Genomic DNA, 25708 nt, shown 5'->3' on the forward strand with positions numbered 1-25708 from the left:
TTGCTTTTTCATTATGGCGAGCTTTGCCATTGAATGTCCAACTATGTCAAAGAAGTATGACAGTTTTCTTTCAATATGCTGCGAAGAAAAAAGGTGCTGCTCGTTTGCTGATATTGTAGACAAAACAAGGTCCTTCCCGGGCGTCGTCGTTGCATAAACGGACACGAGATGAGGGTAGGGAGGACGGTATAGCTACTGACAAATGCGCCAAAAAAAACGCCTCTGGGTCAAGCAGAGGCGTTGATGTTTATTCTTCGGCGGCATATCCCTGCGCCGGCAGAGGAACATTATCAAGCCAGGCCTGATTTCCCTCCATGCGCAGACGACCGTCGACAAACCAGCTCACAACCAGCGGATAAATCGCATGCTCCTGAGCCTGTACGCGGGCGGTGATATCGTCTTCGCTGTCGTCGGTGAAAACCGGCACCTTGGCTTGCAGAATGACCGGGCCGCCATCGAGCTCATCGGTGACAAAATGCACCGAAGTCCCGTGCTCTTCATCGCCGTTTTCCAGTACCTGACGGTGCGTGTGCAGCCCCGGGTATTTTGGCAACAGCGACGGGTGGATATTCAGCAGACGCCCCTGATAGTGGGCGACAAACGCCGGGCTAAGGATCCGCATATAGCCCGCCAGCACCACCAGATCCGGTGCGTAAGCATCGATCTCTTGCATCAGCTCGCGATCGAAGGCTTCGCGGTTGGCAAACTGGCTGGCCGTTAACGCGTGGGCCGCAACATGGGCTTCACGTGCACGTTCAAGGCCGAACGCGTCGGCCTTATTACTGAATACCGCTCGCAGGGTGCCGTTGATCTGTTTCCGGGCGCAGGCGTCGATAATTGCCTGCAAATTGCTGCCGTTACCGGAAATCAGCACCACGATATTTTTCATTCAATGACCACACGCTGTTCGGAATCTGAAGCTTTGATATAGCCTATTTTCCACGCGTTTTCACCTTTCTCGCTCAGCAGCGCAATGGCGCTGTCGGCAACATCGGCCGGCAGTGCGATAACCATACCGACACCACAGTTAAAGGTACGGTACATTTCATGGCTGCTGACGTTACCGGCAGTTTGCAGCCAGTTGAAGACTTCCGGCCATTGCCAGGAAGACTCATCGATGACCGCCTGGGTGTTGTCCGGCAGCACGCGCGGAATGTTTTCCCAGAAGCCGCCACCGGTCAGGTGAGCGATAGCATGCACGTCGACGTTGGCAATCAGATCCAGCACCGACTTAACGTAGATGCGGGTCGGCGCCAGCAGGTGGTCCGCCAGCGGGGTGCCGTTCAGGTCTGTGGTCTGAGGATCGACACCGCTGACTTCGATAATTTTACGCACCAGCGAGTAGCCGTTGGAGTGTGGGCCGCTGGAAGCCAGTGCCACCAGCACATCACCATCGGCAACTTTGCTGCCATCGATGATTTCTGATTTTTCTACTACGCCGACGCAGAAACCGGCCACGTCATAGTCGTCCCCGTGGTACATCCCCGGCATCTCTGCCGTTTCGCCGCCAACCAGCGCACAGCCGGACTGCAGACAGCCTTCGGCGATACCGCTGATGACGCTGGCTGCCGTATCGACATCCAGTTTGCCAGTGGCATAGTAGTCGAGGAAAAACAGCGGCTCTGCGCCCTGAACCACCAGGTCGTTAACGCACATCGCCACGAGGTCGATACCGATAGTATCGTGGCGCTTCAGATCCATCGCCAGACGCAGCTTAGTACCGACGCCATCAGTGCCGGAAACCAGAACTGGTTCGCGGTATTTTTGCGGCAATGCGCACAGTGCGCCGAATCCGCCCAGTCCACCCATCACTTCCGGGCGACGGGTTTTCTTCACCACACCCTTAATACGGTCGACGAGAGCGTTGCCTGCATCAATATCTACGCCGGCATCTTTATAGCTGAGAGAGGTTTTATCGGTCACTGCGAAATCTCCACACATTTGCGGTAGCAAGAAAAATCGGCGCAATTCTAACAGGGATAGCAAACGTTTGCGAGCCTGCTTTACAGTCGGCGTGAATCAGCCGCGATATGCACAAATTTGATACTGTTCACGAAAATGAAACCGGGTACATTCTTGTGCTTGCCACTGTCTGTGGGAATCGCCATCATGCCACTGAAACCGGTTTCTTTTTTGTGTTCAGGATAAAAGGAAGAGAACATGTCTGGATTTAAAGAAGGTTTTCTGTGGGGCGGCGCGGTGGCGGCGCATCAGCTTGAAGGGGGCTGGCAGGAAGGGGGGAAGGGCATCAGCGTGGCTGATGTGATGACCGCCGGAGCGCACGGCGTGCCGCGTGAAATAACCGATGGCGTCGTGGCGGGGAAAAACTACCCCAACCATGAGGCGATTGATTTTTACCATCGTTATAAAGACGACATTCAGCTGTTTGCCGAATTGGGCTTCAAATGTTTCCGCACCTCGATTGCCTGGACACGTATCTTCCCACAGGGCGATGAGCTGACGCCAAACGAAGCCGGATTACAATTCTATGACGACCTGTTCGATGAGTGCCTGAAGCACGGCATTGAGCCTGTGATTACGCTCTCCCACTTTGAGATGCCGTACCATCTGGTGACGGAATATGGTGGCTGGCGTAACCGTAAACTGATCGATTTCTTCGTGCGTTTTGCGAAAGTGGTATTCCACCGCTATCAGCATAAAGTGAAGTACTGGATGACCTTTAATGAGATCAACAACCAGGCAAACTATCACGAAGACTTTGCGCCATTCACTAACTCAGGTCTGAAGTACCAACCGGGTGAAGACCGTGAGCCGGTGATGTATCAGGCGGCGCATTATGAGTTGGTCGCCAGCGCTCTGGCGGTGAAGGCCGCGCGCGAGATTAACCCGTCGTTGCTGGTGGGCTGCATGATTGCAATGTGCCCAATCTATCCGCTCTCCTGCGCCCCGAACGATATGATGATGGCGATGAACGCCATGCATCGCCGCTACTGGTTCACCGACGTGCATGTTCGTGGCCGCTATCCGCAGCATCTGCTGAACTACTTCGCACGCCGCGGGTTTGAGCTGGATATCACCGACGCGGATCGCCAGGCGTTGAGCGAGGGCTGCGTCGACTATATTGGCTTTAGCTACTATATGTCCTTCGCGACCAAAGCGACCGACGATAACCCACTGCTGGATTATGACGAGACGAAAAGCCTGGTTTCTAATCCGTACGTCCAGAAATCAGACTGGGGCTGGCAGATTGACCCGGTAGGCCTGCGTTACTCCCTGAACTGGTTCTGGGATCATTACCAACTGCCGCTGTTTATTGTTGAGAACGGCTTTGGCGCCATCGACGTGCGCGAAGCGGACGGCACGGTAGACGATCGCTATCGCATCGATTATCTCTCTGCACATATTGCTGAGATGAAAAAAGCGGTGGTTGAGGACGGCGTGGATCTGATGGGTTATACCCCATGGGGATGTATCGATCTCGTTTCCGCCGGCACCGGCGAAATGAAAAAACGCTATGGCTTTATCTACGTCGATAAAGATAATGAAGGCAACGGTACGCTCGACCGTAGCCGTAAGGCATCATTCGCCTGGTATCAACAGGTTATTAGTACCAACGGTGATACGTTGTAGTTGACCGTTTTTTCATCCAGCCCCGCCCGTGCGGGGTTTTTTTTATTCTGTTTTATACCCGTCATATTTCAAATTGCAGGGGCGTTGGCAATACCCGGCCTCTCCCTGTGCCTCACCCCTTAGGGGCCAGCGCAAGCGCTGTCCAATTCGGCTTCACCTGTTGTCCTGCGACTCGAATTATTTAGGGTATATACTGGTTCAGGCAGCATAAAGCATTTTGGTTGATCCCGGTCAAACAGATCGGCTATGGCGCAAATGGAAAAAAGCGGTATAATCCCGCGATTTTTTTTGTGGCTGCCCCTCAGAGGAGAAAGAGAATGAAGATTGTGGAAGTGAAACACCCGCTCGTCAAACACAAGCTGGGCCTGATGCGTGAGCACGACATCAGCACCAAACGCTTCCGTGAACTTGCCTCAGAAGTAGGGAGCTTGCTGACTTATGAAGCGACCGCCGACCTGGAAACAGAGAAAGTCACCATCGAAGGGTGGAACGGTCCGGTAGAAGTTGAGCAGATCAAAGGTAAGAAAATCACCGTTGTGCCGATTCTGCGTGCTGGTCTGGGCATGATGGAAGGGGTTCTGGAACACGTACCAAGCGCGCGTATTAGCGTGGTGGGTATTTACCGTGACGAAGAAACCCTGGAGCCGGTTCCTTACTTCCAGAAGCTGGTGTCAAACATCGATGAGCGCATGGCGCTGGTGGTTGACCCGATGCTGGCAACCGGCGGTTCAATGATCGCTACAATCGATCTGCTGAAAAAAGCAGGCTGCTCCAGCATTAAGGTGCTGGTGCTGGTGGCGGCGCCGGAAGGTATTGCCGCACTTGAGAAAGCGCACCCGGACGTGGAGATGTACACCGCATCCATTGACCAGGGCCTCAACGACCACGGATACATTATTCCGGGACTCGGCGATGCCGGCGATAAGATTTTTGGTACCAAGTAATTGAATGAATAATAAGAAGCCGACTTTAAGAGTCGGCTTTTTTTTGAATAAAACAAAATCACAGCAACTAATTACACGACTCTCAGAGGAAAACGCTATGACGCGCCGCGCAATCGGGGTGAGTGAAAGACCGCCGCTTTTACAGACAATTCCACTTAGTTTGCAGCATCTGTTCGCTATGTTTGGCGCAACGGTGCTGGTCCCGGTGCTGTTTCATATTAACCCGGCCACCGTCCTGCTGTTCAACGGCGTCGGGACTCTACTGTATCTCTTTATCTGTAAGGGCAAAATCCCGGCCTATCTGGGCTCGAGTTTTGCGTTTATCTCCCCAGTACTGTTGCTGCTACCGCTAGGTTATGAAGTCGCGCTCGGCGGCTTTATTATGTGCGGCGCACTGTTCTGCGTGGTCTCCTTTATTGTCAAAAAAGCGGGAACTGGCTGGCTGGACGTCATGTTCCCGCCTGCAGCAATGGGGGCGATTGTCGCGGTCATTGGTCTGGAGCTTGCCGGTGTGGCGGCCAACATGGCCGGTCTGTTACCGGCGGACGGCCAATCACCGGATAGCACAACCATTATTATTTCGATGGTCACGCTGGGCGTCACGGTGTTTGGTTCGGTACTGTTCCGTGGCTTTATGGCGATTATCCCGATTCTGATTGGCGTGCTGGTCGGCTACGCGCTCTCCTTCGTGATGGGCGTTGTCGATACCACGCCGATTGCACAAGCGCACTGGTTTGCTCTGCCGACCTTCTACACCCCGCGCTTTGAGTGGTTTGCGATCTTCACTATTCTGCCCGCCGCGCTGGTGGTGATTGCGGAGCACGTCGGTCACCTGGTGGTCACCGCCAATATCGTTAAAAAAGATCTGATCCGCGATCCTGGCCTGCATCGTTCGATGTTCGCTAACGGTTTGTCGACGATGATCTCCGGCTTCTTTGGATCGACGCCGAACACCACCTACGGTGAGAACATTGGCGTAATGGCCATCACCCGTGTGTACAGTACCTGGGTGATCGGTGGTGCGGCCATCTTCGCGATTCTGCTCTCCTGTGTGGGCAAGCTGGCGGCGGCCATTCAGATCATCCCGCTGCCGGTGATGGGCGGCGTGTCGCTGCTGCTGTACGGCGTGATTGGCGCATCCGGTATTCGGGTGTTGATCGAATCGAAAGTGGATTACAACAAGGCGCAGAATTTGATTCTGACCTCGGTGATCCTGATCATTGGCGTGAGCGGCGCGAAGGTGCACATTGGCGCGGCGGAGCTGAAAGGCATGGCGCTGGCGACGATTGTCGGCGTTGGCCTGAGCCTGATCTTTAAATTGATCAGCGTTCTGCGTCCGGAAGAGGTGGTCCTGGATGCGGCTGACAGTGAAGATGTAAAACATTGATCCTTCAACCGGGTGGCGATCCCACCCGGTTCTCACCTCGCCTTCTTCGTGCTAAACTCATCGCGTTTTTCTGTAAGCCTATGATGAGGTCCATCTGAACGCACCGGCACAGCTCTCTTTGCCACTGTATCTTCCCGATGATGAAACTTTCGCGAGTTTTTGGCCGGGTGATAATCCCTCTCTTCTTGCTGCGTTACAGAACGTGCTGCGGCAGGAGCATAGCGGGTACATCTATATCTGGTCACGTGAAGGCGCGGGGCGCAGTCATCTCTTACATGCCGCCTGTGCGGAGCTTTCCCAGCGCGGCGATGCGGTGGGCTATGTTCCTCTGGATAAGCGTACGTGGTTTGTACCGGAAGTGCTCGACGGGATGGAGCAGCTTTCGCTGGTCTGTATTGATAATATCGAGTGCGTGGCCGGCGATGAGCTATGGGAAATGGCGATTTTCAATCTGTACAACCGGATCCTCGAGTCGGGAAAAACCCGTCTGTTGATCACCGGTGATTGCCCGCCGCGACAGCTGAATCTTGGTCTGGCGGACCTGGCGTCACGCCTTGACTGGGGGCAGATTTATAAGCTGCAGCCGCTGTCTGATGAAGACAAACTGCAGGCGCTGCAGCTGCGTGCGCGCCTGCGTGGTTTCGAGATGCCGGAAGACGTCTGCCGTTTCCTGCTCAAGCGCCTCGATCGTGAAATGCGCTCGCTCTTTATGACGCTCGATCAGCTCGATCACGCGTCTATCACCGCCCAACGTAAACTGACCATCCCTTTCGTGAAAGAGATCCTCAAGCTATAGCCGTCTCTCTTTAATGATTGCGCCATCGTTGCGATGGCGCTGGCCTGTTAGCTCACGATTTCCAGAACCTGCTCCGGCGGCCGGCCGATCCGCGCCTGACCATGGCTGACGACCACCGGCCGTTCCATCAGCTTAGGATTATCGACGATGGCCTGAATCAGCGCGTCTTCACTTAGCTGCGGGTCGGCAAGATTCAGCGATTTATACAGATCCTCTTTCTGACGCATCAGTTCGCGGGCGCTGACCATGCCGAGCATTTTCAACAGCTGGCGCAGCGTAGCGGCATCCGGCGGCGTCTCCAGATAGAGCACTACTTCAGGATCGATCCCGTTAGCTTTCAGCAAACTTAAAGTATCACGGCTCTTGGAGCAGCGAGGGTTATGGTAGATCTTTACCGCGTCAGACATCGGGTCTCCTTACATTTTTTGATAGGGGCGGAATCGTTCCTGTAGCTGACGTAGCTGGTCGATACGTGCATCGTACCGAGCCTGCTGCAAACTGCCCAGTTTCACCTGTGAGCTGGCGCTGCTCAGTAGCGTAATCGCCTGGTCGAGCTGGCCGACCAGCGCCATGCCTTCCGCACGTGCCGCCAGCTCCTGATCGCGATGACCGAGCGCTGCTTCAGATTGGGCCAGCAGATCCCACCCGTTGGTGTCGTCTTTGTAGTTAAAGGTGTAACGGTTGAGGATAGTCGCCGCCTGCGCCGGCTGAGCGCCCTGAAGGTAAGCGTTGGCGAGGTTCAGCTGCAACACCGGATTGGTACGAATTTCACTGGCGTTTTTCAGACGGTTGATGGCATCGGCGGTTTTCTTCTGCCCAAGGTCAATATCGGTTGCCAGGTCGAGATACCAGGCATTTTGCGGATCGGCGCTGAGCAACGGTTGTAGCGTTTTGCGTGCCAGATCGTAATTATTGCTTCCCATCGCCAGCAGCGCCCGCCCGTACTGGGCAGCATGCTGTTCACGAATATTGCCTTTGGCCCACGCGTTGAGTAAATCATCCCCGAGCTTATTGGCCCCGGAGTTATACATTCCCAGGGTTCTGGCCTTGGCCAGGTAGAAATCAGCGGAAGACTGCACCACTACCGGGCGCATCTGGTTTGCGCGGTTACGGGCGTCCGACAGACGGCTTTCCGGCAAGGGGTGGGTCAGCAGCATTTCAGGCGGACGGGTGGAATAGCGCGACTCATCGAGCAGTTTGCCCATAAAGGCCGGCATGGCCTGCGGGTCAAAGCCGGAACGTTGCAGCACCTGAATCCCGATGCGGTCGGCTTCTTCTTCGTTCTGGCGGGTAAAGCTGATCATCCCCTGTTGGGTGCCCGCCAGCGTACCGGTAAGGGCTGCCATACCCGCCTGTGGGCTGGCCATCGCCAGCAGGATAGAGCCCAGTGCGCCGACCCACGTCAGCGGGGCATTGCGTTTTTGGTCTTCCATCGCGCGCGCCAGGTGACGCTGGGTGACGTGGGAGATTTCGTGCGCCATGACTGACGCCAGCTCGCTTTCGGTATCCGAATAGCGGAACAGGGCGGAGTGCAGCACGACGTTGCCCCCGAAGAAGGCGAAGGCGTTAATCTGGTCGTTATTGATCAGGTAAAAGTGAAATGGGGTCCGCACGGAGTTGGCGTGTGACACCAGGCGCATACCTAAGCCATTGATATATTGCACTAACAGAGGATCGTTTATCAGCGGCGCGCTACCGCGCAGCTGGCGCACATAGTAATCCCCCATCTGCATTTCCTGGCCAATGGAGAGCGTGCTTCCAGCAGAGGTGCCCATATCTGGCAGGGTATCTGCGGAGTCCGCAAAAGCCGGCAAAATTGAACCCAGCGTCAGTGACGCTATGACGGTTGCCACCAGCGTTTTCTTTAACTGCCTGAACATAACCTCTGTCCTGTAATGTGGGTGTGCCAGTTTGACCGATAGGGCGGCGTAATGTTCCGTATCCGCGCGTCCTGCGAGTTTAGCTGGCGCAGAGGCTATTGAAAATATGATCTTCATGCGAGCGTGAATGTTTGTGGCTTTGCTAATAAAAGCGAAGTCTTTCTGGTGACATTTAGATACAATTCCCTCGGTTTTTTTGCCGCTATGCGCTTCAGGGAAGGGTTTTATGCTTGAGATGTTAATGCAGTGGTATCGTCGCCGGTTCAGCGATCCGGAAGCGATAGCGCTGCTGGTTATTTTGTTGGCTGGTTTCGGCATCATGTTCTTTTTCAGCGGCCTGCTGGCGCCCTTACTGGTGGCGATTGTGCTGGCGTACCTGCTGGAATGGCCGACCGTCAGACTGGAGCGTGTCGGCTTTTCACGCACCTGGGCGACTTCGTTTGTTCTGATCCTGTTCGTTGGCGTGTTGCTGCTGATGGCGTTTGTGGTGATGCCGGTGGCCTGGCAGCAGGGGATCTATCTGATCCGTGATATGCCCGGAATGCTCAACAAACTCTCCGATTTTGCCGCAACGGTTCCCCGCCGGTATCCGGCGCTGATGGATGCCGGCATTCTCGACGCCATGGCGGACAATATGCGAAGCCGCGTGCTGACCATGGGCGATTCGGTGGTCAAATACTCACTGGCCTCGCTGGTCGGTTTGCTGACCCTGGCGGTCTACCTGGTGCTGGTGCCGCTGATGGTTTTCTTCCTGCTGAAAGACAAAGAGCAGATGCTGAATGCCGTGCGCCGCGTGCTGCCACGCAACCGCGGCCTGGCCGGGCAGGTGTGGAAAGAGATGAACCAGCAGATTACCAACTACATCCGCGGAAAAGTGCTGGAGATGATAGTTGTCGGCGTGGCAACCTGGATAGGCTTTATTCTGTTTGACCTCAACTACTCGCTGCTGCTGGCGGTGCTGGTGGGTTTCTCGGTGTTGATCCCCTACATTGGCGCCTTCGTGGTGACCATTCCGGTGGTCTGCGTGGCGTTGTTCCAGTTTGGCGCCGGCCCGGAGTTCTGGAGCCTGTTTGCGGTCTATCTGATTATTCAGGGGCTGGACGGTAACCTGCTGGTCCCGGTGCTGTTTTCCGAAGCTGTGAACCTGCACCCGCTGGTGATTATCCTCTCGGTGGTCATCTTCGGGGGATTGTGGGGCTTCTGGGGCGTGTTCTTTGCGATTCCGCTGGCGACGCTCATCAAAGCAGTGGTACACGCCTGGCCGGATGGCATGGTCGTGGAAGGGGATAAGTAGGGACTGACGCGGATAACCGTGATTAAGTGGTGAAAATGGACGCCGGAACGATGAAACAGGGTCCGGCGTCCTTATATCAGGTGAACGGTTAGCCGTTATCTTTCAGCCAGTTCAAGACGATATCGTGGTGATTACTGGTTTTAAAGTTATCAAACACGTGCTCGACTTTACCGTTGGTGTCTATCAGGAAGCTGATGCGGTGGATGCCATCGTAAGTTTTCCCCATAAACGTTTTTTCGCCCCAGACGCCAAACTGCTCACACACCTGATGATCTTCATCAGACAGCAGCGTGAAGTTCAGCAACTCTTTTTCGGCGAAACGGGAGAGTTTTTCCGGTTTATCAGTACTGATCCCCAGAACCTCAACGCCCGCTTTCTTTAAATCATCCATGTTATCGCGCAGGCCGCAGGCCTGAACGGTACAACCCGGGGTCATGGCTTTCGGGTAAAAATAAACCAGAACACGCTGTCCCTGGAAGTCGGTCAAATTTACTTCCTCGCCGTCCTGGTCCGGTAAGCTAAATTTCGGTGCAATATCACCGGCTTTCAGTGGATTCATTACTCAAACTCCATCCTGTTCATCATGCTGTGAATAATTAACGATATTAATACTGCCTTGTGCATTCAATTCTGTACATAGGGCTTTGAACGCTTGTTCGATATTTGATGCATTTTGTGTTGCGGGACTGTGAGCGGTTATCTGTATAAACAGCTGCGCTGACTCGTCATCACCGCTGAGCTGGGTACGAGAAACCAGCTCGGCGATATTCATATTCCACGCATCGAACAGGGCAGTGAAGCGCTCGATAATGTGTGGTGAGTCCGGTACCTCAACCTGGACCCAGACGGTGTTTGGCATGGCTTGCGGAGGACGCGCGGTTGTACGCTTCATTACGATCAGTAAATCCAGCTCGGCGCCTTTCAACGGCAGGGTCGACTCGATAAGCGTAATCGCGTTCCATGAACCTGAAAGCAGCATGATAAACGTAAACTCGTCACCAAGCATGGCCAGCCGGCTGTCTTCGATATTACAGCCGCAGCTGCTGACGTGGCGGGTGATAGTGTTCACGATGCCGGCACGGTCAGCGCCCAAAGCGGTAATAACCAGATAGTGTTGTAATGAGGCGGTCAAACCTGTTCTTCCTTTAAAAAGGTGAGGTAACATTAGGAAAGCATAAAAAAAACCGGCATACAACATCCCTGATGGCGTCGGGTCTCTTGCTTTTATTACGGCACCAAACGTAACATTGAGAATCTTGTTGCACTTCTGCTCTGAGGATGGCCCATGTTCACGGGAAGTATTGTAGCGCTTGTCACGCCGATGGATGAAAACGGTAACGTCTGCCGGTCAAGCCTGAAAAAACTGATTGATTACCATGTCGCCAGCGGAACCTCGGCGATCGTTTCGGTAGGGACTACCGGAGAATCTGCGACCCTGAGCCATGAAGAGCATGGCGATGTCGTCATGATGACGCTTGAACTGGCTGACGGGCGTATCCCGGTTATCGCGGGTACCGGTGCAAATGCAACCGCAGAGGCTATCAGCCTGACCAAACGTTTTAACAATAGCGGTGTTGTCGGTTGCCTGACGGTCACCCCTTATTACAACCGTCCGACCCAGGAAGGGCTGTTCCAACACTTTAAAGCCATCGCAGAACACACCGACCTGCCGCAAATTCTGTATAATGTGCCGTCCCGTACTGGCTGCGATATGTTGCCGGAAACCGTCGGTCGCCTGGCGGAAGTAAAAAATATTATCGGTATTAAGGAAGCGACGGGGAACTTAAGTCGTGTTCATCAGATCAAAGAGCTGGTTTCAGATGACTTTATTCTGTTGAGCGGCGATGATGCCACCGGAATGGACTTTATGCAGCTTGGCGGTCATGGCGTGATTTCTGTCACGGCGAACGTGGCAGCTCGCGACATGGCTGATATGTGCCGTCTGGCAGCAGAAGGCCAGTTCGCGCAGGCTCGTGTAATAAACCAGCGTCTGATGCCATTACATACAAAATTATTTGTCGAACCCAACCCGATTCCCGCGAAGTGGGCATGTAAGGCGTTGGGTCTTGTGGCAACCGATACGCTGCGCCTGCCGATGACGCCGATTACCGAAAATGGTATTAAGGCCGTCACTGCAGCGCTGAAGCATGCCGGTTTGCTGTAAAGTTTAGGGAGATTTGATGGCTTACTCAGTACAGAAGTCGCGCCTGACGAAGGTTGCGGGCGTTTCATTGGTCCTGCTTCTCGCGGCTTGTAGTTCCGATTCACGCTACAAGCGTCAGGTTGGAGGCGACGAGGTCTACCTGCAAGCTGCGCCGCTCAGTGAAATTCACGCACCTGCTGGCATGATTCTGCCGGTTCAGGTGAGTGACTATAATATTCCGGTCGCGACCAGCACAGGCGCCGTGGGCAAAGCACTGGACATTCGTCCACCGGCTCAGCCTCTGGCACTGGTGAGCGGAGCCCGCACTCAGTTTAACGGTGATACCGCGACGCTGATGGTTGAGAACGGTCGTAGCGGTTCGCTGTGGGCCCAGGTGACCAGCATCGTACAGTCAAAGAACTATGTCATCACCAAACGTGACGATGCCAGCCAGACGCTGTCTACCGACTGGGTAGAATGGTCTCGCCTCGATGAAGACCAGCAGTACCGTGGTCGCTATCAAATCTCAGTGAAACCGCAGGGCTATCAGCAGGCGGTGATTGTGAAGCTGGTGAATCTGGAACAGGCGGGCAAACCGATCTCCGATCCGGCATCGCTGCAGCGCTACAGCACCGCGATGCTGAACGTGATCTCCGAAGGTCTGGATATGAACGCCACCAGTGCGCAGAACGCGGCGCAGAAAAATGCTGGCGCGACCTTCGACGTGCAGAGCGCTGCCGACGATACCGGTCTGCCAATGCTGGTGGTGCGCGCACCGTTTAACATGGTGTGGCAACGTCTGCCGGGCACCCTGGAAAAAGTGGGCATGAAGGTTACCGACAGCACCCGTTCTCAGGGCAGCATGGCGCTGACCTACAAGCCGCTGTCTGACAGCAGCTGGCAGGAACTGGGCGCTCGCGACCCAGAGCTGGTTTCAGGTGACTACAAACTGCAGGTCGGCGACCTCGATAACCGCAGTAGTCTGCAGTTCATCGATCCGAAAGGCCATACGTTGACCCAGTCGCAGAACGACGCACTGGTTGCCGTATTCCAGGCAGCATTCGCTAAGTAATAAACAAGGGCTGGAGTAATCCGGCCCTTTTTCATGTATAGTGACGCAAACGTGTGCGTATACACTAAATCCTGCTATTTGCTTCGTAGTTGGTCGCTTTCGTTGTTGACGAAGTTGTCGTTCCATTGCCGCGTCGAGGTAACCTGAATGATTTGGTGTATAGGCGAAAAGCGCAATTTTTATCGTCTATATCTTCACTGGAGTAACAAAGATGCAAAAGCAAGCTGAGTTGTATCGTGGTAAAGCGAAAACCGTTTACAGCACCGAGAATCCGGATCTGTTGGTACTCGAATTCCGTAACGATACATCAGCAGGTGATGGCGCGCGCATTGAGCAGTTCGACCGTAAAGGCATGGTGAACAACAAGTTTAACCATTTCATTATGAGCAAACTGGAAGAAGCCGGCATCCCGACCCAAATGGAAGCCCTGCTCTCTGATACCGAATGCCTGGTGAAAAAGCTGGATATGGTTCCGGTGGAGTGCGTTGTCCGTAACCGTGCGGCTGGTTCGCTGGTAAAACGCTTAGGCATTGAAGAAGGGATTGAGCTGTCGCCACCGCTGTTTGACCTGTTCCTGAAAAACGACGCGATGCACGACCCGATGGTCAACGAATCCTATTGTGAAACCTTCGGCTGGGTCAGCAAAGAGAACCTGGCGCGCATGCAGGAACTGACCTTCAAAGCCAACGACGTGCTGAAAAAACTGTTTGATGACGCTGGCCTGATTCTGGTCGACTTCAAGCTGGAATTTGGTCTGTTCAAAGGCGAAGTGGTGCTGGGTGATGAGTTCTCCCCGGACGGCAGCCGCCTGTGGGACAAAAATACCCTTGATAAAATGGACAAAGATCGCTTCCGTCAGAGCCTTGGCGGCCTGATCGAAGCCTATGAAGAAGTGGCCCATCGTCTGGGTGTGAAGCTGGACTAAATATCCCTCCGCCAGAAGACCGTCCGGTCTTCTGGCGTCTTCCTGTTGTTTCCTGTGGTAATTCTCCGCTTAACGGCCTACGATCTCTTCTATTCGTGAATGAAAGAGATAGAGGTTCCTATGCGTTGGCAAGGGCGTCGCGAGAGCGATAATGTTGAAGACAGGCGGAATAGTTCGGGCCCATCAATGGGCGGCGGCGGTGGCGGTTTTCGCCTGCCCACGGGTAAGGGCGGTATTGTACTGCTGATTATCGTGCTGGTGGCCGGCTATTACGGCGTGGATTTAACCGGCATGTTGACGGGCGAGCCGATCGGCCAGCAGCAGCAAACAACTACCCAACGTTCTGTCAGCCCGCACGACGATGAAGCTGCCAAATTTACCTCGGTGATCCTGGCGACGACCGAAGATACCTGGGGTCCGCTGTTTGAAAAAATGGGGCGTCAGTATGTCAAACCGAAGCTGGTGCTCTATCGTGGCGCGACGCGGACCGGATGCGGTACCGGCCAGTCGGTCATGGGGCCGTTCTACTGCCCTGCGGACAGCACCGTCTATATCGACCTGTCGTTCTACGACGAAATGAAGAATAAGCTCGGTGCTGATGGCGACTTCGCACAGGGTTATGTCATTGCTCACGAAGTGGGTCACCACGTGCAAAAGCTGCTGGGGATTGAACCTAAAGTCCGTCAGATGCAGCAGCAGGCATCGCAGACCGAAGTGAACCGCCTGTCGGTCAAAATGGAGCTTCAGGCTGACTGCTTCGCTGGCGTCTGGGGCCACAACATGCAGAAACAGGATATCCTGGAAACCGGCGACCTGCAGGAAGCGCTGAATGCCGCAGAAGCCATCGGCGACGATCGTCTGCAGCAGCAGAGCCAGGGACGCGTGGTGCCGGACAGCTTCACTCACGGTACCTCCGAGCAGCGTTACACCTGGTTTAAACGTGGCTTTGATAGTGGCGAACCGGCGCAGTGCAATACTTTCGGTAACTCGCTCTGATCGCGATAGCACATGGATAAGCTGCTTAACCTGACGGCGCAGATGGTGCTAACCGGTATTCGTCGCCTGCTGGTGCTCAGCGGCGACGACGCGTGGTGTCTGCAACAGGCGCTCGAGCTACGCGAACGTCTGGGTGGCGATGGCCTGTGGGTCGGCACCGAGCCGCAGGTACAACCCACTATCTTGCCGGGTGCCTTAAAATCCTTACTCGGGCGTGAATATCATCACGCCTTCTTCGATGCCCGTCACGGGTTTGACGTGTCAGCCTTCGCGGCGCTGAGCGGTACCCTGCGTGCCGGAAGCTGGCTGATACTGCTGACGCCAGATTTTGCGCGCTGGCCAACGTTGCCTGATGAGGACTCTCTGCGCTGGAGCGATGCGCCAGCACCGATCCCAACCCCACATTTTGTCCACCGCTTCTGCCAGCAGGCTAGCGCCAGTCGCGACACGGTGATCTGGCGACAGGGAGAGACGTTGACCTTACCGGACAGCGTCCCTCGTCCGGAGTGGCAGCCAGCAGATGGTCATCCCCTGGCGGGGCAGGCGGCTCTTCTTGCGCGTCTGGCCACGCTCCCGCCGGGCATTGCCGTTGTGACCGCCGAACGTGGACGAGGAAAGTCCGCGCTGGCAGGGATGCTGATACGCCAGCTGGCTGGTGATGCCATCGTCACCGCCCCGGCCCGCGGAGCCACCGAGGTGATGGCCTCCTTTGCTGGTGAGGATTTTCACTTTATGGCCCCCGATGCGCTGCTGGCCAGTGATGTGCAGGCCGGGTGGCTGATCGTGGATGAAGCTGCCTCGATTCCCGGGCCGTTGCTGCGCCAGTTGGTTGCCCGCTTCCCCCGAACTTTACTGACCACCACCATCCAGGGTTATGAAGGGACCGGGCGCGGGTTTATGCTCAAGTTTTGCGCCAGCTTTGCGCACCTGTGGCAGTTCCACCTGTCGACTCCTATTCGCTGGGCGCCCGGCTGCCCGTTGGAAGCGCTGGTCAGCGATTTGCTGTTGTTCGGCGACGAAAGTTTTGCGCAGGCACCCACGGGAGAGGTCGAGGCGATCGCCGTGGATCAGGCCAGCTGGCAGCAGCACAACGGACTGGCTCCGGCGATGTACCAACTGCTTTCTGGTGCCCATTACCGCACATCACCGCTGGATTTACGACGAATGATGGATGCCCCGGGTCAGCACTTTACCTGCGCCCGCACGCCGGACGGGGTGGCTGGGGCATTGTGGTGCGTGGAGGAGGGCGGGCTGGAGCCTGCACTGAGCAAGGCTGTATGGGCGGGTTTTCGTCGTCCACGCGGTAACCTGGTGGCACAGTCGCTGGCGGCCCATGGCGGCAGTCCCCTAGCGGCGACCTTATGCGGGCAGCGCATTACCCGCATTGCCATCCATCCGGCCCGTCAGCGGGAGGGGCTGGGTCAGGCACTGGTCGCCAGGGCTGTCGCACATTCTCACGCTCTCGATTATCTGTCGGTGAGCTTTGGTTACACCCCTGAACTCTGGCGTTTCTGGCAGCGTTGCGGTTTTACCCTGGTGCGTTTAGGCACTCATCGTGAGGCCAGCAGCGGTTGCTATACGGCGATGGCGCTGTATCCGTTAACTGCTGCGGGCGGTGAACTGGTTCAGCAGGAGTCCCTGCGGCTGGAACGGGATGAATTCTGGCTGCGGGAGTGGCGTGACACCGCGCTGCCGCTGTCAACGATACAAGCAGCTATGCTTACGGAAGAGGACTGGCTGGATATCGCTGGCTTTGCCTTTGCCCATCGCCCGCTGCTGGCGGCGATCGGCGCCCTGAACCGCCTGCTGCTGCAAAGCGAATGCGCGTTTCCGGCCCTGCGTGCGCGCCTGCAACGCCAGGATGAAGCGCTGATCTGCACAGAATTACGTCTGGCAGGGCGCAAGGCGCTGCTGGTCCGCATGCGTGAGGAGGCTGGACAGGCGTTGTTCAGCCTGGATGCAACGCGGGCTGAGGTGCTGCGCCAGCAGGTTGAAGAACTGCAATTTTTTTAACTAACTCATTCAGTTAAATGTCATGGTCATATTCCGCGTGCGGCGTAAACTGCCCACGTACACTAAGGAGACCGCCATGAAACACGACCATTTTGTTGTTCAAAGCCCGGCGACACCTGCCCAACAGCTGCTGTTGCTGTTTCATGGCGTCGGGGATAATCCCGTTTCAATGGGGCAGATCGGCAGTTTGTTCGCACCGCAGTTCCCCGATGCTCTGATTGTCAGTATCGGCGGGGCCGAGCCTTGTGGGCCTCCTCCGGGCCGGCAGTGGTTTTCCGTTCAGGGAGTCACTGAGGAGAATCGTCAGTCGCGAATCGACACCATTATGCCGACCTTTATTGAGACGGTTCGCTACTGGCAGAAACAGAGCGGTGTGGGCCCGCAGGCAACGGCGCTGATTGGTTTCTCCCAGGGCGCGATTATGTCGCTGGAGAGTATCAAAGCCGAATCGGGGCTGGCCTCACGGGTTATCGCGTTTAACGGACGTTACGCGACGCTCCCTCAGTCAGCGACGACGGCGACGACGATTCACCTGATTCATGGTGGCGAAGATCGCGTTATCGACCTGGCGTGGGCGGTGTCGGCACAAGAGGCGCTGTTGCAGGCTGGTGGCGATGTAACGCTGGATATCGTTGAGGATCTGGGGCATGCGATTGACGATCGTAGCATGCAGTTTGCACTTGAGCGTCTGCGCTATACCGTACCGAAGCACTATTTCGATGAAGCGCTAAGCGGCAGCACGCCAAAAGACGACGATATTATCGAACTGCTGTGATGAGATTGTCGCTTCCCGGATAACATTTTACACCGTCATTCGGGAGTGCCCCGGCAGCGTAGTGCTGACCGGGGTCTGGACTTATTTCTTCGGCTGGTCGTGCTTCGGCCAGTCGTCGTCATCGTCCCACTTATCGTTGCAATCACGATGGGGGGGCAGGTCTGGCTTGTTGGCGAGAAATTTTTTGTGGTCAACGCGATTAAGATCTTTAATGACGTTAATCATGACGCCCACTAAAAAGACCAACACCAGAATCCACCAGTGGCTGATAAGCCATTCCATGTGCGCTTCCTCTTATTACATCGCGGTCGTCAGGCGACCAGCTGTTCCATGATGCGTTGATACATCCGTGCCAGTAGCTGCAGGTCGGCGGCATTAACACATTCATTGATTTTGTGAATTGTCGCATTCACCGGTCCCAGCTCGACGACCTGGGCACCCATTCGGGCGATAAAGCGGCCGTCAGAAGTACCGCCATTCGTCAGCAGCTGAGGTTTAATTTCATTATAGTGCTCGATCGCGTTTACCACCGCTTCGACCAGTTTGCCGCGACTGGTCAGGAACGGCTGACCAGATAACCACCAGTCCAGGGTATAGCGCAGCTGGTATTTATCCAGCAACTCAATAACACGAGCTTTGATCATGTCGTCCGTCAATTCAGTGCTAAAGCGGAAGTTGAACTGAACGTACATGTCGCCTGGGATCACGTTATTGCTGCCGGTTCCGGCCTGCACGTTGGCAATCTGCATGCTGGTAGGCGGGAAGAACGCATTGCCCTGGTCCCACTCGATACCCACCAGCTCCGTCAGCATTGGCGCCGCGCGGTGAACCGGGTTATCGGCGAGATGCGGGTAAGCCACGTGCCCTTGTACACCATGAATGGTCAGGTTGCAGGTTAATGAACCGCGACGACCGTTTTTGACCACGTCGCCCACCACTTCGGTGCTGGACGGCTCGCCCACCAGGCAGTAATCCAGCCGTTCGTTACGGGCCATCAGCGCTTCAACGACCTTCACGGTGCCGTTGTGGGCGCTGGCTTCTTCATCGGAGGTGATCAGAAACGCCAGACGGCCCTGGTGATTTGGGTACTGGGCGACAAAGCGCTCAGCGGCAACCACCATAGCGGCCAGCGAACCTTTCATATCTGCAGCGCCGCGACCAAACAGCATGCCGTCGCGAATCGTCGGCTCAAAGGGTGGGTTAATCCAGCGGTCGGCATCGCCGGCCGGGACCACGTCAGTATGGCCGGCAAAGGCCAGCGTTTCACCGTGTCCACGCCATGCCCAAAAGTTTTGGGTATCCCCGAAATCCATCGGTTCAACGGTAAAGCCAATCGCACGCAGGCGTTCAATCATGAGCGCCTGGCATCCCGCATCATCGGGGCTGAGGGAAGGGCGGCGAATAAGCTGCTGAGCCAGCTCAATGACCGGGCATGACATAGACTATACCTCGTTAACAAGCTTCTTATAAGTAAGTTCACTGAAGCCCAGCAGCATAGGCTGCCCGGGCGCGCAGAGCAATGGGCGTTTGATAATTGCCGGCATTTCCAGCATCAACGTCGCGGCGGCATCGGCGTTGGTGATGAGGTCGCGGCGGCTCTCATCCAGTTTACGCCAGGTGGTTCCGCGGGTGTTGAGCAGAGCTTCCCAGCCCAGTTCGGCGATAAATGTGTTTAATAAATCACGATCGAGACCATCGGTACGATAATCATGAAAGCGATATTCAAGCTGATTCGCTTCCAGCCAGCGGCGGGCTTTTTTTATCGTGTCGCAGTTTTTGATTCCGTACATGGTCAGCATGATTAAACCTTTTACGTTTTAACGTTGAATTGAACTATAAACTCAGGAATATCCGAATATACCCGAAAAAATACTGCCTGAAATAATACGTTAATCAGGTTCAGAAATATAACTTTTTACCGTGCCCGCATCACCTGGTTGAATATTAACCAGGGTATTTAATCATGGGCTGTATGTCGCCCCTCACCGGGCGTACAGCCGGCAGCGAGAACAATCTGAAAAAGTGGCTAATGTTGCAAAATGTTGCCATTGGTCACATTAAATCAACATACTCAGGTCCATAGTAGCGCCAGGTCAACGAAGGCAGTAGCGGACGATGCAAACCAGCAATCACAGCGATAACTTCAATGAACTTCCCATCGGCAACAGATTTACTTAAAATCACCCATAATAATAAGAGAGGATATTATGATTGAACATGAATTAGGGAACTGGAAAGATTTTATTGAAGGCATGCTTCGTAAATAAATTCCACAATGTGAGCAGGGTAATCGCATCATGCTAATAATGCTAATGCGGCTGTGAACAGATAAAAAAGGCGACTGTGATAGTCGCCTTTTTGTTATTTCAGCACAGGATATTCGACCCCGTCGTGAATTATTGCGGTCGCTCCTTGCGCGGGAAGCGTCGACGCACCAGCACAAAGAACAGCGGTACGAAGAAAATGGCCAGGAACGTCGCGGAGATCATCCCGCCCATGACGCCGGTGCCGACCGCATGCTGGCTGCCTGAACCGGCGCCGGTGCTGGTCGCCATCGGCAGGACCCCGAAAATAAAGGCCAGCGAGGTCATCAGGATCGGGCGCAGACGCTGCCGACAGGCTGACAGGGTGGCGGCGAGCAAATCTTCTCCCTTCTCATTCAGTTCATTGGCGAACTCGACGATTAAGATGGCATTTTTCGCCGACAGGCCGATGACCGTCAACAGGCCCACCTGGAAGTAAACGTCATTCTCAAGGCCGCGCAGCCAGGTGGCGAGGAGCGCGCCAATCACCCCTAAAGGCACCACCAGCATGACTGAGAAGGGAATTGACCAGCTTTCATACAGTGCCGCCAGACACAGGAATACCACCAGCAGCGATATGGCGTACAGCGCCGGGGCCTGAGCGCCAGACAGCCGCTCCTGATAAGACATCGCGGTCCAGTCGAGACCGAAGCCGTTTGGCAGCTGTTGGGCCAGCTCTTCCATGATATTCATTGCCGTACCGGTACTGACGCCCGGCGCGGCTTCCCCGATAATCTCCACCGCTGAATAGCCGTTATAGCGTTCAAGGCGCGGAGAGCCGGTCTGCCAGAGTGAGGTGGCAAACGCCGAGAAGGGCACCATCGTGCCGCTGCTGTTGCGCACGTACCATTGATTAATATCGTCCGGTAACATGCGGTATGGGGCGGCGGACTGAACGTAGACTTTCTTCACGCGGCCGCGATCCATAAAGTCATTCACGTAGCTTGAGCCCCAGGCGGTTTGCAGGGTGTCGTTGATATCGTCAATGGCAACGCCCAGCGCCTGGGCTTTACGTTGATCGATATCGACCTGCAGCTGCGGGCTATCGTCAAGGCCGTTATGGCGTACCCGGGTCAGTCGATCGTCTTTTGCCGCCAGATCAAGCAGCGTATCGCGTGCCGCCATCAGCGCGTCATGGCCGTTACCGGCATGGTCTTCCAGTTCCATATCAAACCCGGCGGAGCTGCCCAGACCGCTGATAGCCGGCGGGTTAGTCGCAAAGACGCGCGCTTCGTTAATCTGGTTAAACGCTTTCGTCGCCCGCTCGATAATCGCAAATGATGTCCCAGTTTTGGCATCACGCTCGTCCCAGTCTTTCAGCCGAATAAACATACGCGCGACGTTTTGCCCATTGCCGCCTGGGCCAGAGCCGACGGTGGCGAAAATCGAAGCAATATTCGCTTTCTCGTGGCTGAAGAAATAGTCCTCAACTTTTTGCACCACTTTCAACGTTTGCTGTTGGGTAGAACCGCTCGGCAGCTGCACGGAGGTGAGGAACATCCCGCGATCTTCCTGCGGCAGGAACGAGGTGGGCAGGTGCAGGAACAGCAGCACCATTCCGCCCAGCAACAGCACGTAGAGCATGATCCAGCGCAGCGTACGGTGGAGAATTTTGCCCACCGCCGTCTCGTAACTGCGCGCGCTACGGTTAAACATGCGGTTAAACCAGCCAAAGAAGCCGCTCTTACCGTGTTCCTCCCCTTTTTTAATTGGTTTTAGCAAGGTCGCACACAGCGCCGGGGTGAGGATCAGGGCGACGAGGACGGAGAGCACCATTGCAGAGACGATAGTGATTGAGAACTGGCGATAAATGGCCCCGGTGGTACCGCCGAAGAAGGCCATCGGGATAAATACCGCCGATAGCACCATGGCGATACCCACCAGCGCGCCTTGGATCTGCCCCATCGATTTGCGCGTCGCCTCGCGAGGGGAAAGCCCCTCTTCGCTCATGATGCGCTCGACGTTTTCTACTACTACGATGGCATCGTCCACCAGCAGGCCTATCGCCAGTACCACCGCGAACATCGTCAGGGTGTTAATACTGTAGCCGCAGGCAAACAGGATCGCGAAGGTGCCCATCAAAACCACCGGAACGGCAATGGTGGGGATCAGGGTGGCGCGAATGTTTTGCAGGAACAGGTACATGACCAGGAATACCAGCGCAATCGCCTCCAGCAGCGTCTTCACCACGTCGTGGATCGAGGCTTTCACGAAAGAGGTGGTTTCGTAGGCGATTTTATACTCAAGGCCGTGCGGGAAATACTGTGACAGCTCGTTTAAGCGGTTGAGCACCAGTTCGGCCGTCTGCATTTCGTTGGCCCCGGAGGCTAACTGAACGCCAAGACCCGACGCTGGATTGCGGTTATAGCGGCTGAGGTAATCGTAATTTTCCGCCCCCAGCTCGACTTTCGCCACATCGCCAAGGGTCACCAGCGACCCATCCTGATTCACCCGCAGGGTAATATCGCGGAACTGCTGCGGCGTTTGTAACAGCGACTGGGCGTTAATGGTGGCGTTCAGCGTCTGGTTATTTACCGACGGGGTGCCGCCAAGCTGGCCTACGGCAATCTGCGCATTCTGGGATGAGATGGCGTCGGTGACATCTTTCGCCGTCATTTGCACGCCGGTGAGTTTGGCCGGATCAAGCCAGATACGCATTGAATATTGTGAACCGTAGGCGGTGATATCGCCGACACCATTGACGCGGCTGAGCGGTTCCTGAATGTTACTGGCAACGTAGTCGGCGATGTCCTGCTTATCCATGCTGCCGTCGGTGGAGACAAACGCGATGGTCAGGATGTTGGTATCACCGGTTTTGCGGACCGTCACCCCCTGATTCTGCACCGCCTGAGGCAGTTTTTTCATCGCTGATTGCAGCTGGTTTTGCACCTGCTGCATGGCTTCGTTCGGGTCGGTGCCGGCGGTAAATGTCAGGGTGATGGTTGCCTGCCCGGAGGAGGAACTCTGCGATGACATGTACATCATATTATCGAGCCCGGTCATATTCTGCTCGATAACCTGAGTGACGGTATTTTCCAGCGTCTGTGCGGAAGCGCCCGGGTAATTGGCGGTAATGCGCACGTTAGGTGGCGCAAGATCGGGATATTGCTCTACGGGCAGCGACAGGATTGCGAGCGTTCCGGTCAGGCATAACAGAATCGCCAGCACCCACGCGAAAATGGGGCGATCGATGAAAAAATTCGCCATCAGAATTGAGACCTCATTGTGTACATGCTCTGTTGTTTCACAGTCTGTGACACTCTATAGCTAACCCCACAGTCAATCGTGGAGAAATTAAGGAGATAGTGTAATTTATCTTATGCCTTTTGCGACACGACCCGTTGCGGTCCACTACCTCAGTGGAATCCTGCGCTTACCCGCGCCAGGTTGATCACGGTGATCTCATTTTCTTCTATAACCAGTCTAAATAAAACGCAATTTCATTTAAGTCAAAAAAACTTGATCCAGGCCGGATTATCACGAGAAAAAAAGTAATCTGGGCAAATGAACATTGTTCCGACCCTGTTTTGTCGGGTAATAAATAATCATGCGAATTGAGGGGTTATTCACCGAAGACCGAAGGATACCATGAACCACTTTATTATCAGCGACAGTCGCAAATGCATCGGGTGTAAAGCCTGCGAAGTGGCCTGCGTGATGGCACATAACGACGAACAGCACGTGCTGACCCCACAGCGCTTTTTACCGCGTATTAGCGTAATCAAGCACGAGAACAAGCGTAACGCCATCACATGTCGGCATTGTGAAAGTGCGCCCTGTCTGCGCAGTTGCCCGAACGATGCCATCAGGCAGGTCAACGACAGCGTACAGGTCAATGAAGAGAAATGTATCGGCTGTAAATCCTGCATGGTGGCCTGCCCGTTCGGGGTGATGGAAATCGTGCTGCTTCCGGCGGCTGCGGGAAAAGTGAAGGCGACGGCGCACAAATGCGATCTGTGCAGCGGTCGCGAAACGGGGCCAGCCTGTGTGCAGAACTGCCCGGCGGAGGCGTTACAGCTGGCGACCGACGAAACGCTGTTCAGCATGGCCAAACAGCGGCGTCAGCGTACGGCGCGGCTGGACGCACGGCCGTGGCATGCGCATCCAGGTGACATAAGCGTGCCAGCAGAGGGGGCAAAAGTTCTCCAGATGGCGGCAACATCGCCCCGCAGCGAGGCAGATAAACGTGATGCCCGGGAGCGTAAAACAGATTTCGCCGAGATCTACCTGCCCTTTAATGCCGGCCAGGCGCAGCAGGCGACAGAACGCTGTTTACAATGCGGCGAGCACAGCATCTGCGAATGGACCTGCCCGCTGCACAACCATATTCCTCAGTGGATTGAGCGGGTGCAGGCGGGGGATATCTCCGGCGCCGTCGAACTCTCTCACCAAACGAACTGCCTGCCAGAAATTACCGGCCGCGTTTGCCCACAGGATCGCCTGTGTGAAGGGGCCTGTACCCTGCGCGATGACAAGGGGGCGGTCACCATCGGCAACATTGAACGCTATATTTCCGACCAAGCGCTGGCACAGGGCTGGCGCCCGGATCTTTCCCGTGTCGTTGATAGCGGCAAAAAAGTGGCCATTATTGGCGCTGGTCCGGCGGGTCTGGCCTGTGCCGACCGCTTGATTCGCCATGGTGTGAAGTCCGTTGTCTTTGACCGTCATCCGGAGATCGGGGGTCTGCTGACGTTTGGCATTCCCGCCTTCAAGCTCGATAAATCCTTGCTGGCCAGGCGCCGGGAAATCTTCAGCCAAATGGGGATTCACTTCGAGTTAGGCTGTGAAGTCGGTAAGGATATTGCCTTAGCCTCGCTGCTGGAGGAGTACGACGCGGTGTTTATCGGCGCCGGCACCTATCGTTCGATGAAAGCGGATTTGCCCAATGAAGATGCGCCGGGGGTGTATGATGCACTGCCGTTCCTGATCGCCAATACCAAAAAGGTGATGGGGCTCAGCGAGCTGCCTGACGAACCTTACATCGACACCCATGGCCTGAATGTGGTGGTGCTGGGGGGCGGCGATACCGCCATGGATTGCGTGCGTACTGCGCTCCGCCACGGGGCGAAACAGGTGACCTGCGCCTATCGTCGCGATGAGGCCAATATGCCGGGGTCAAAAAAAGAGGTCAAAAACGCCCGTGAAGAGGGGGCTGTGTTTGAATTTAACGTGCAGCCGGTGACGCTGGAGCTGGACGGTGATGGCCGAGTCAATGGCGTTCGCTTTCTGCGAACCCAGTTGGGTGAACCGGACGCCCAGGGACGACGTAGCCCATCGCCGATACCGGGCAGCGAGTTTGTGATGCCTGCCGACGCGGTGATCATGGCCTTTGGTTTTCACCCGCACGGTATGCCGTGGCTGGAGTCCGTTGGCGTACAGCTCGATAGCCGTGGGCGGATCAAGGCCCATGTGGAAAGCCGCTATCGCTATCAGACCACCCACAGCAAAATTTTTGCAGGTGGAGACGCCGTGCGCGGTGCCGATCTGGTGGTGACGGCAATGGCCGAAGGCCGTCATGCTGCATTGGGCATCATGGATTATCTCGGCGTAACATCAGCGCCGCTTCACTAACGACAAACCCGGCCCCGC

The 25708-nt window shown here is 55.4% G+C and carries 23 protein-coding genes; 13 read left to right on the plus strand and 10 right to left on the minus strand.

What is annotated here, in order from left to right:
- Positions 1–247: 247 nt before the first annotated feature.
- On the minus strand, positions 248–889 hold the full coding sequence (purN, locus tag ACMYSP_RS18890) for a phosphoribosylglycinamide formyltransferase (protein WP_434583569.1): 642 nt from the start codon (positions 887–889) through the stop codon (positions 248–250).
- Entirely contained in the window at positions 886–1923 is a 1038-nt protein-coding gene (purM, locus tag ACMYSP_RS18895; RefSeq protein ID WP_434583570.1) for a phosphoribosylformylglycinamidine cyclo-ligase, read from the minus strand. Before purM ends, purN begins: the two co-directional genes overlap by 4 nt.
- Before the next feature lie 237 nt (positions 1924–2160).
- On the opposite strand from purM, the gene ACMYSP_RS18900 reads away from it, so the two are divergent.
- The 4 genes from ACMYSP_RS18900 (at position 2161) to ACMYSP_RS18915 (ending at position 6718) form a co-directional block, all read left to right on the plus strand.
- Positions 2161–3591: a 6-phospho-beta-glucosidase gene (locus ACMYSP_RS18900; protein WP_434583571.1), complete on the plus strand. Its 1431-nt coding sequence runs from the start codon at positions 2161–2163 to the stop codon at positions 3589–3591.
- 317 nt (positions 3592–3908) lie between these two features.
- Complete coding sequence (upp, locus tag ACMYSP_RS18905; protein ID WP_434583573.1) at positions 3909–4535, plus strand: uracil phosphoribosyltransferase; 627 nt, start codon at positions 3909–3911, stop codon at positions 4533–4535.
- 97 nt (positions 4536–4632) lie between these two features.
- Positions 4633–5922, plus strand: a complete 1290-nt coding sequence (uraA, locus tag ACMYSP_RS18910) for a uracil permease (RefSeq protein ID WP_123755351.1) — start codon at positions 4633–4635, stop codon at positions 5920–5922.
- Between the two features lie 94 nt (positions 5923–6016).
- A complete protein-coding gene (locus ACMYSP_RS18915; RefSeq protein WP_123755350.1) occupies positions 6017–6718 on the plus strand; it encodes a DnaA inactivator Hda in 702 nt (233 codons plus the stop codon).
- 47 nt (positions 6719–6765) lie between these two features.
- Here the strand turns inward: ACMYSP_RS18915 and arsC are convergent, their stop codons facing one another.
- Together arsC and bepA are read right to left on the minus strand one after the other, a co-directional pair.
- Positions 6766–7125, minus strand: coding sequence for an arsenate reductase (glutaredoxin) (gene arsC / locus ACMYSP_RS18920; RefSeq protein ID WP_123755349.1), 360 nt, complete (start codon positions 7123–7125; stop codon positions 6766–6768).
- A gap of 9 nt (positions 7126–7134) precedes the next feature.
- Positions 7135–8598, minus strand: coding sequence for a beta-barrel assembly-enhancing protease (gene bepA, locus ACMYSP_RS18925; RefSeq protein WP_434583575.1), 1464 nt, complete (start codon positions 8596–8598; stop codon positions 7135–7137).
- Positions 8599–8824: 226 nt separating this feature from the next.
- Between bepA and ACMYSP_RS18930 the strand changes: the two genes are divergently transcribed.
- On the plus strand, positions 8825–9892 hold the full coding sequence (locus ACMYSP_RS18930; protein WP_434583576.1) for an AI-2E family transporter: 1068 nt from the start codon (positions 8825–8827) through the stop codon (positions 9890–9892).
- Positions 9893–9980: 88 nt separating this feature from the next.
- Here ACMYSP_RS18930 and bcp read toward each other — a convergent pair whose 3' ends face one another.
- Both bcp and ACMYSP_RS18940 read right to left on the minus strand, forming a co-directional pair.
- Complete coding sequence (gene bcp / locus ACMYSP_RS18935; protein WP_434583577.1) at positions 9981–10451, minus strand: thioredoxin-dependent thiol peroxidase; 471 nt, start codon at positions 10449–10451, stop codon at positions 9981–9983.
- Between the two features lie 3 nt (positions 10452–10454).
- Entirely contained in the window at positions 10455–11024 is a 570-nt protein-coding gene (locus tag ACMYSP_RS18940) for a glycine cleavage system transcriptional repressor (protein ID WP_434587176.1), read from the minus strand.
- Positions 11025–11177: 153 nt separating this feature from the next.
- Here ACMYSP_RS18940 and dapA point away from each other — a divergent pair, with 153 nt between their 5' ends.
- The 6 genes from dapA to ypfH all read left to right on the plus strand — a co-directional run bounded on the left by dapA (position 11178) and on the right by ypfH (position 17816).
- Positions 11178–12056 carry a 4-hydroxy-tetrahydrodipicolinate synthase gene (gene dapA / locus ACMYSP_RS18945; RefSeq protein WP_123755344.1) on the plus strand — a complete coding sequence of 293 codons (879 nt, stop codon included), beginning with the start codon at positions 11178–11180 and terminating at the stop codon, positions 12054–12056.
- Between the two features lie 16 nt (positions 12057–12072).
- Positions 12073–13107 carry an outer membrane protein assembly factor BamC gene (gene bamC / locus ACMYSP_RS18950; protein ID WP_434583578.1) on the plus strand — a complete coding sequence of 345 codons (1035 nt, stop codon included), beginning with the start codon at positions 12073–12075 and terminating at the stop codon, positions 13105–13107.
- 211 nt (positions 13108–13318) lie between these two features.
- Positions 13319–14032 (plus strand): phosphoribosylaminoimidazolesuccinocarboxamide synthase, encoded by a 714-nt coding sequence (gene purC, locus ACMYSP_RS18955; RefSeq protein ID WP_123755342.1) that lies wholly within the window; start codon positions 13319–13321, stop codon positions 14030–14032.
- A gap of 120 nt (positions 14033–14152) precedes the next feature.
- Positions 14153–15028, plus strand: a complete 876-nt coding sequence (ypfJ, locus tag ACMYSP_RS18960; RefSeq protein ID WP_434583580.1) for a KPN_02809 family neutral zinc metallopeptidase — start codon at positions 14153–14155, stop codon at positions 15026–15028.
- 12 nt (positions 15029–15040) lie between these two features.
- On the plus strand, positions 15041–17041 hold the full coding sequence (locus ACMYSP_RS18965) for a tRNA(Met) cytidine acetyltransferase TmcA (RefSeq protein ID WP_434583582.1): 2001 nt from the start codon (positions 15041–15043) through the stop codon (positions 17039–17041).
- A 76-nt stretch (positions 17042–17117) separates the two neighbouring features.
- A complete protein-coding gene (gene ypfH, locus ACMYSP_RS18970; protein WP_434583583.1) occupies positions 17118–17816 on the plus strand; it encodes an esterase in 699 nt (232 codons plus the stop codon).
- 81 nt (positions 17817–17897) lie between these two features.
- Here the strand turns inward: ypfH and ACMYSP_RS18975 are convergent, their stop codons facing one another.
- Genes ACMYSP_RS18975 through ACMYSP_RS18985 form a run of 3 tightly spaced genes read right to left on the minus strand, consistent with a single transcriptional unit; the run spans position 17898 to position 19615 of the window.
- Positions 17898–18098 carry a YpfN family protein gene (locus ACMYSP_RS18975; RefSeq protein ID WP_123755338.1) on the minus strand — a complete coding sequence of 67 codons (201 nt, stop codon included), beginning with the start codon at positions 18096–18098 and terminating at the stop codon, positions 17898–17900.
- Between the two features lie 29 nt (positions 18099–18127).
- Complete coding sequence (gene dapE / locus ACMYSP_RS18980; protein WP_434583585.1) at positions 18128–19255, minus strand: succinyl-diaminopimelate desuccinylase; 1128 nt, start codon at positions 19253–19255, stop codon at positions 18128–18130.
- Between the two features lie 3 nt (positions 19256–19258).
- The gene (locus ACMYSP_RS18985) at positions 19259–19615 is read right to left on the minus strand and encodes an ArsC family reductase (protein WP_434583586.1); all 357 of its coding nucleotides are present in this window, start codon (positions 19613–19615) and stop codon (positions 19259–19261) included.
- Positions 19616–20023: 408 nt separating this feature from the next.
- On the opposite strand from ACMYSP_RS18985, the gene ypfM reads away from it, so the two are divergent.
- Positions 20024–20083 (plus strand): protein YpfM, encoded by a 60-nt coding sequence (gene ypfM, locus ACMYSP_RS18990; RefSeq protein ID WP_100181659.1) that lies wholly within the window; start codon positions 20024–20026, stop codon positions 20081–20083.
- 129 nt (positions 20084–20212) lie between these two features.
- Here the strand turns inward: ypfM and acrD are convergent, their stop codons facing one another.
- Complete coding sequence (acrD, locus tag ACMYSP_RS18995) at positions 20213–23326, minus strand: multidrug efflux RND transporter permease AcrD (protein WP_434583588.1); 3114 nt, start codon at positions 23324–23326, stop codon at positions 20213–20215.
- A gap of 381 nt (positions 23327–23707) precedes the next feature.
- Here acrD and aegA point away from each other — a divergent pair, with 381 nt between their 5' ends.
- Entirely contained in the window at positions 23708–25690 is a 1983-nt protein-coding gene (gene aegA / locus ACMYSP_RS19000; RefSeq protein ID WP_434583589.1) for a formate-dependent uric acid utilization protein AegA, read from the plus strand.
- Positions 25691–25708 lie beyond the last annotated feature (18 nt).

Origin of the sequence: Klebsiella sp. R390 (genome assembly GCF_051131745.1) — a bacterium.
In the GTDB taxonomy this organism is placed as follows: domain Bacteria; phylum Pseudomonadota; class Gammaproteobacteria; order Enterobacterales; family Enterobacteriaceae; genus Klebsiella.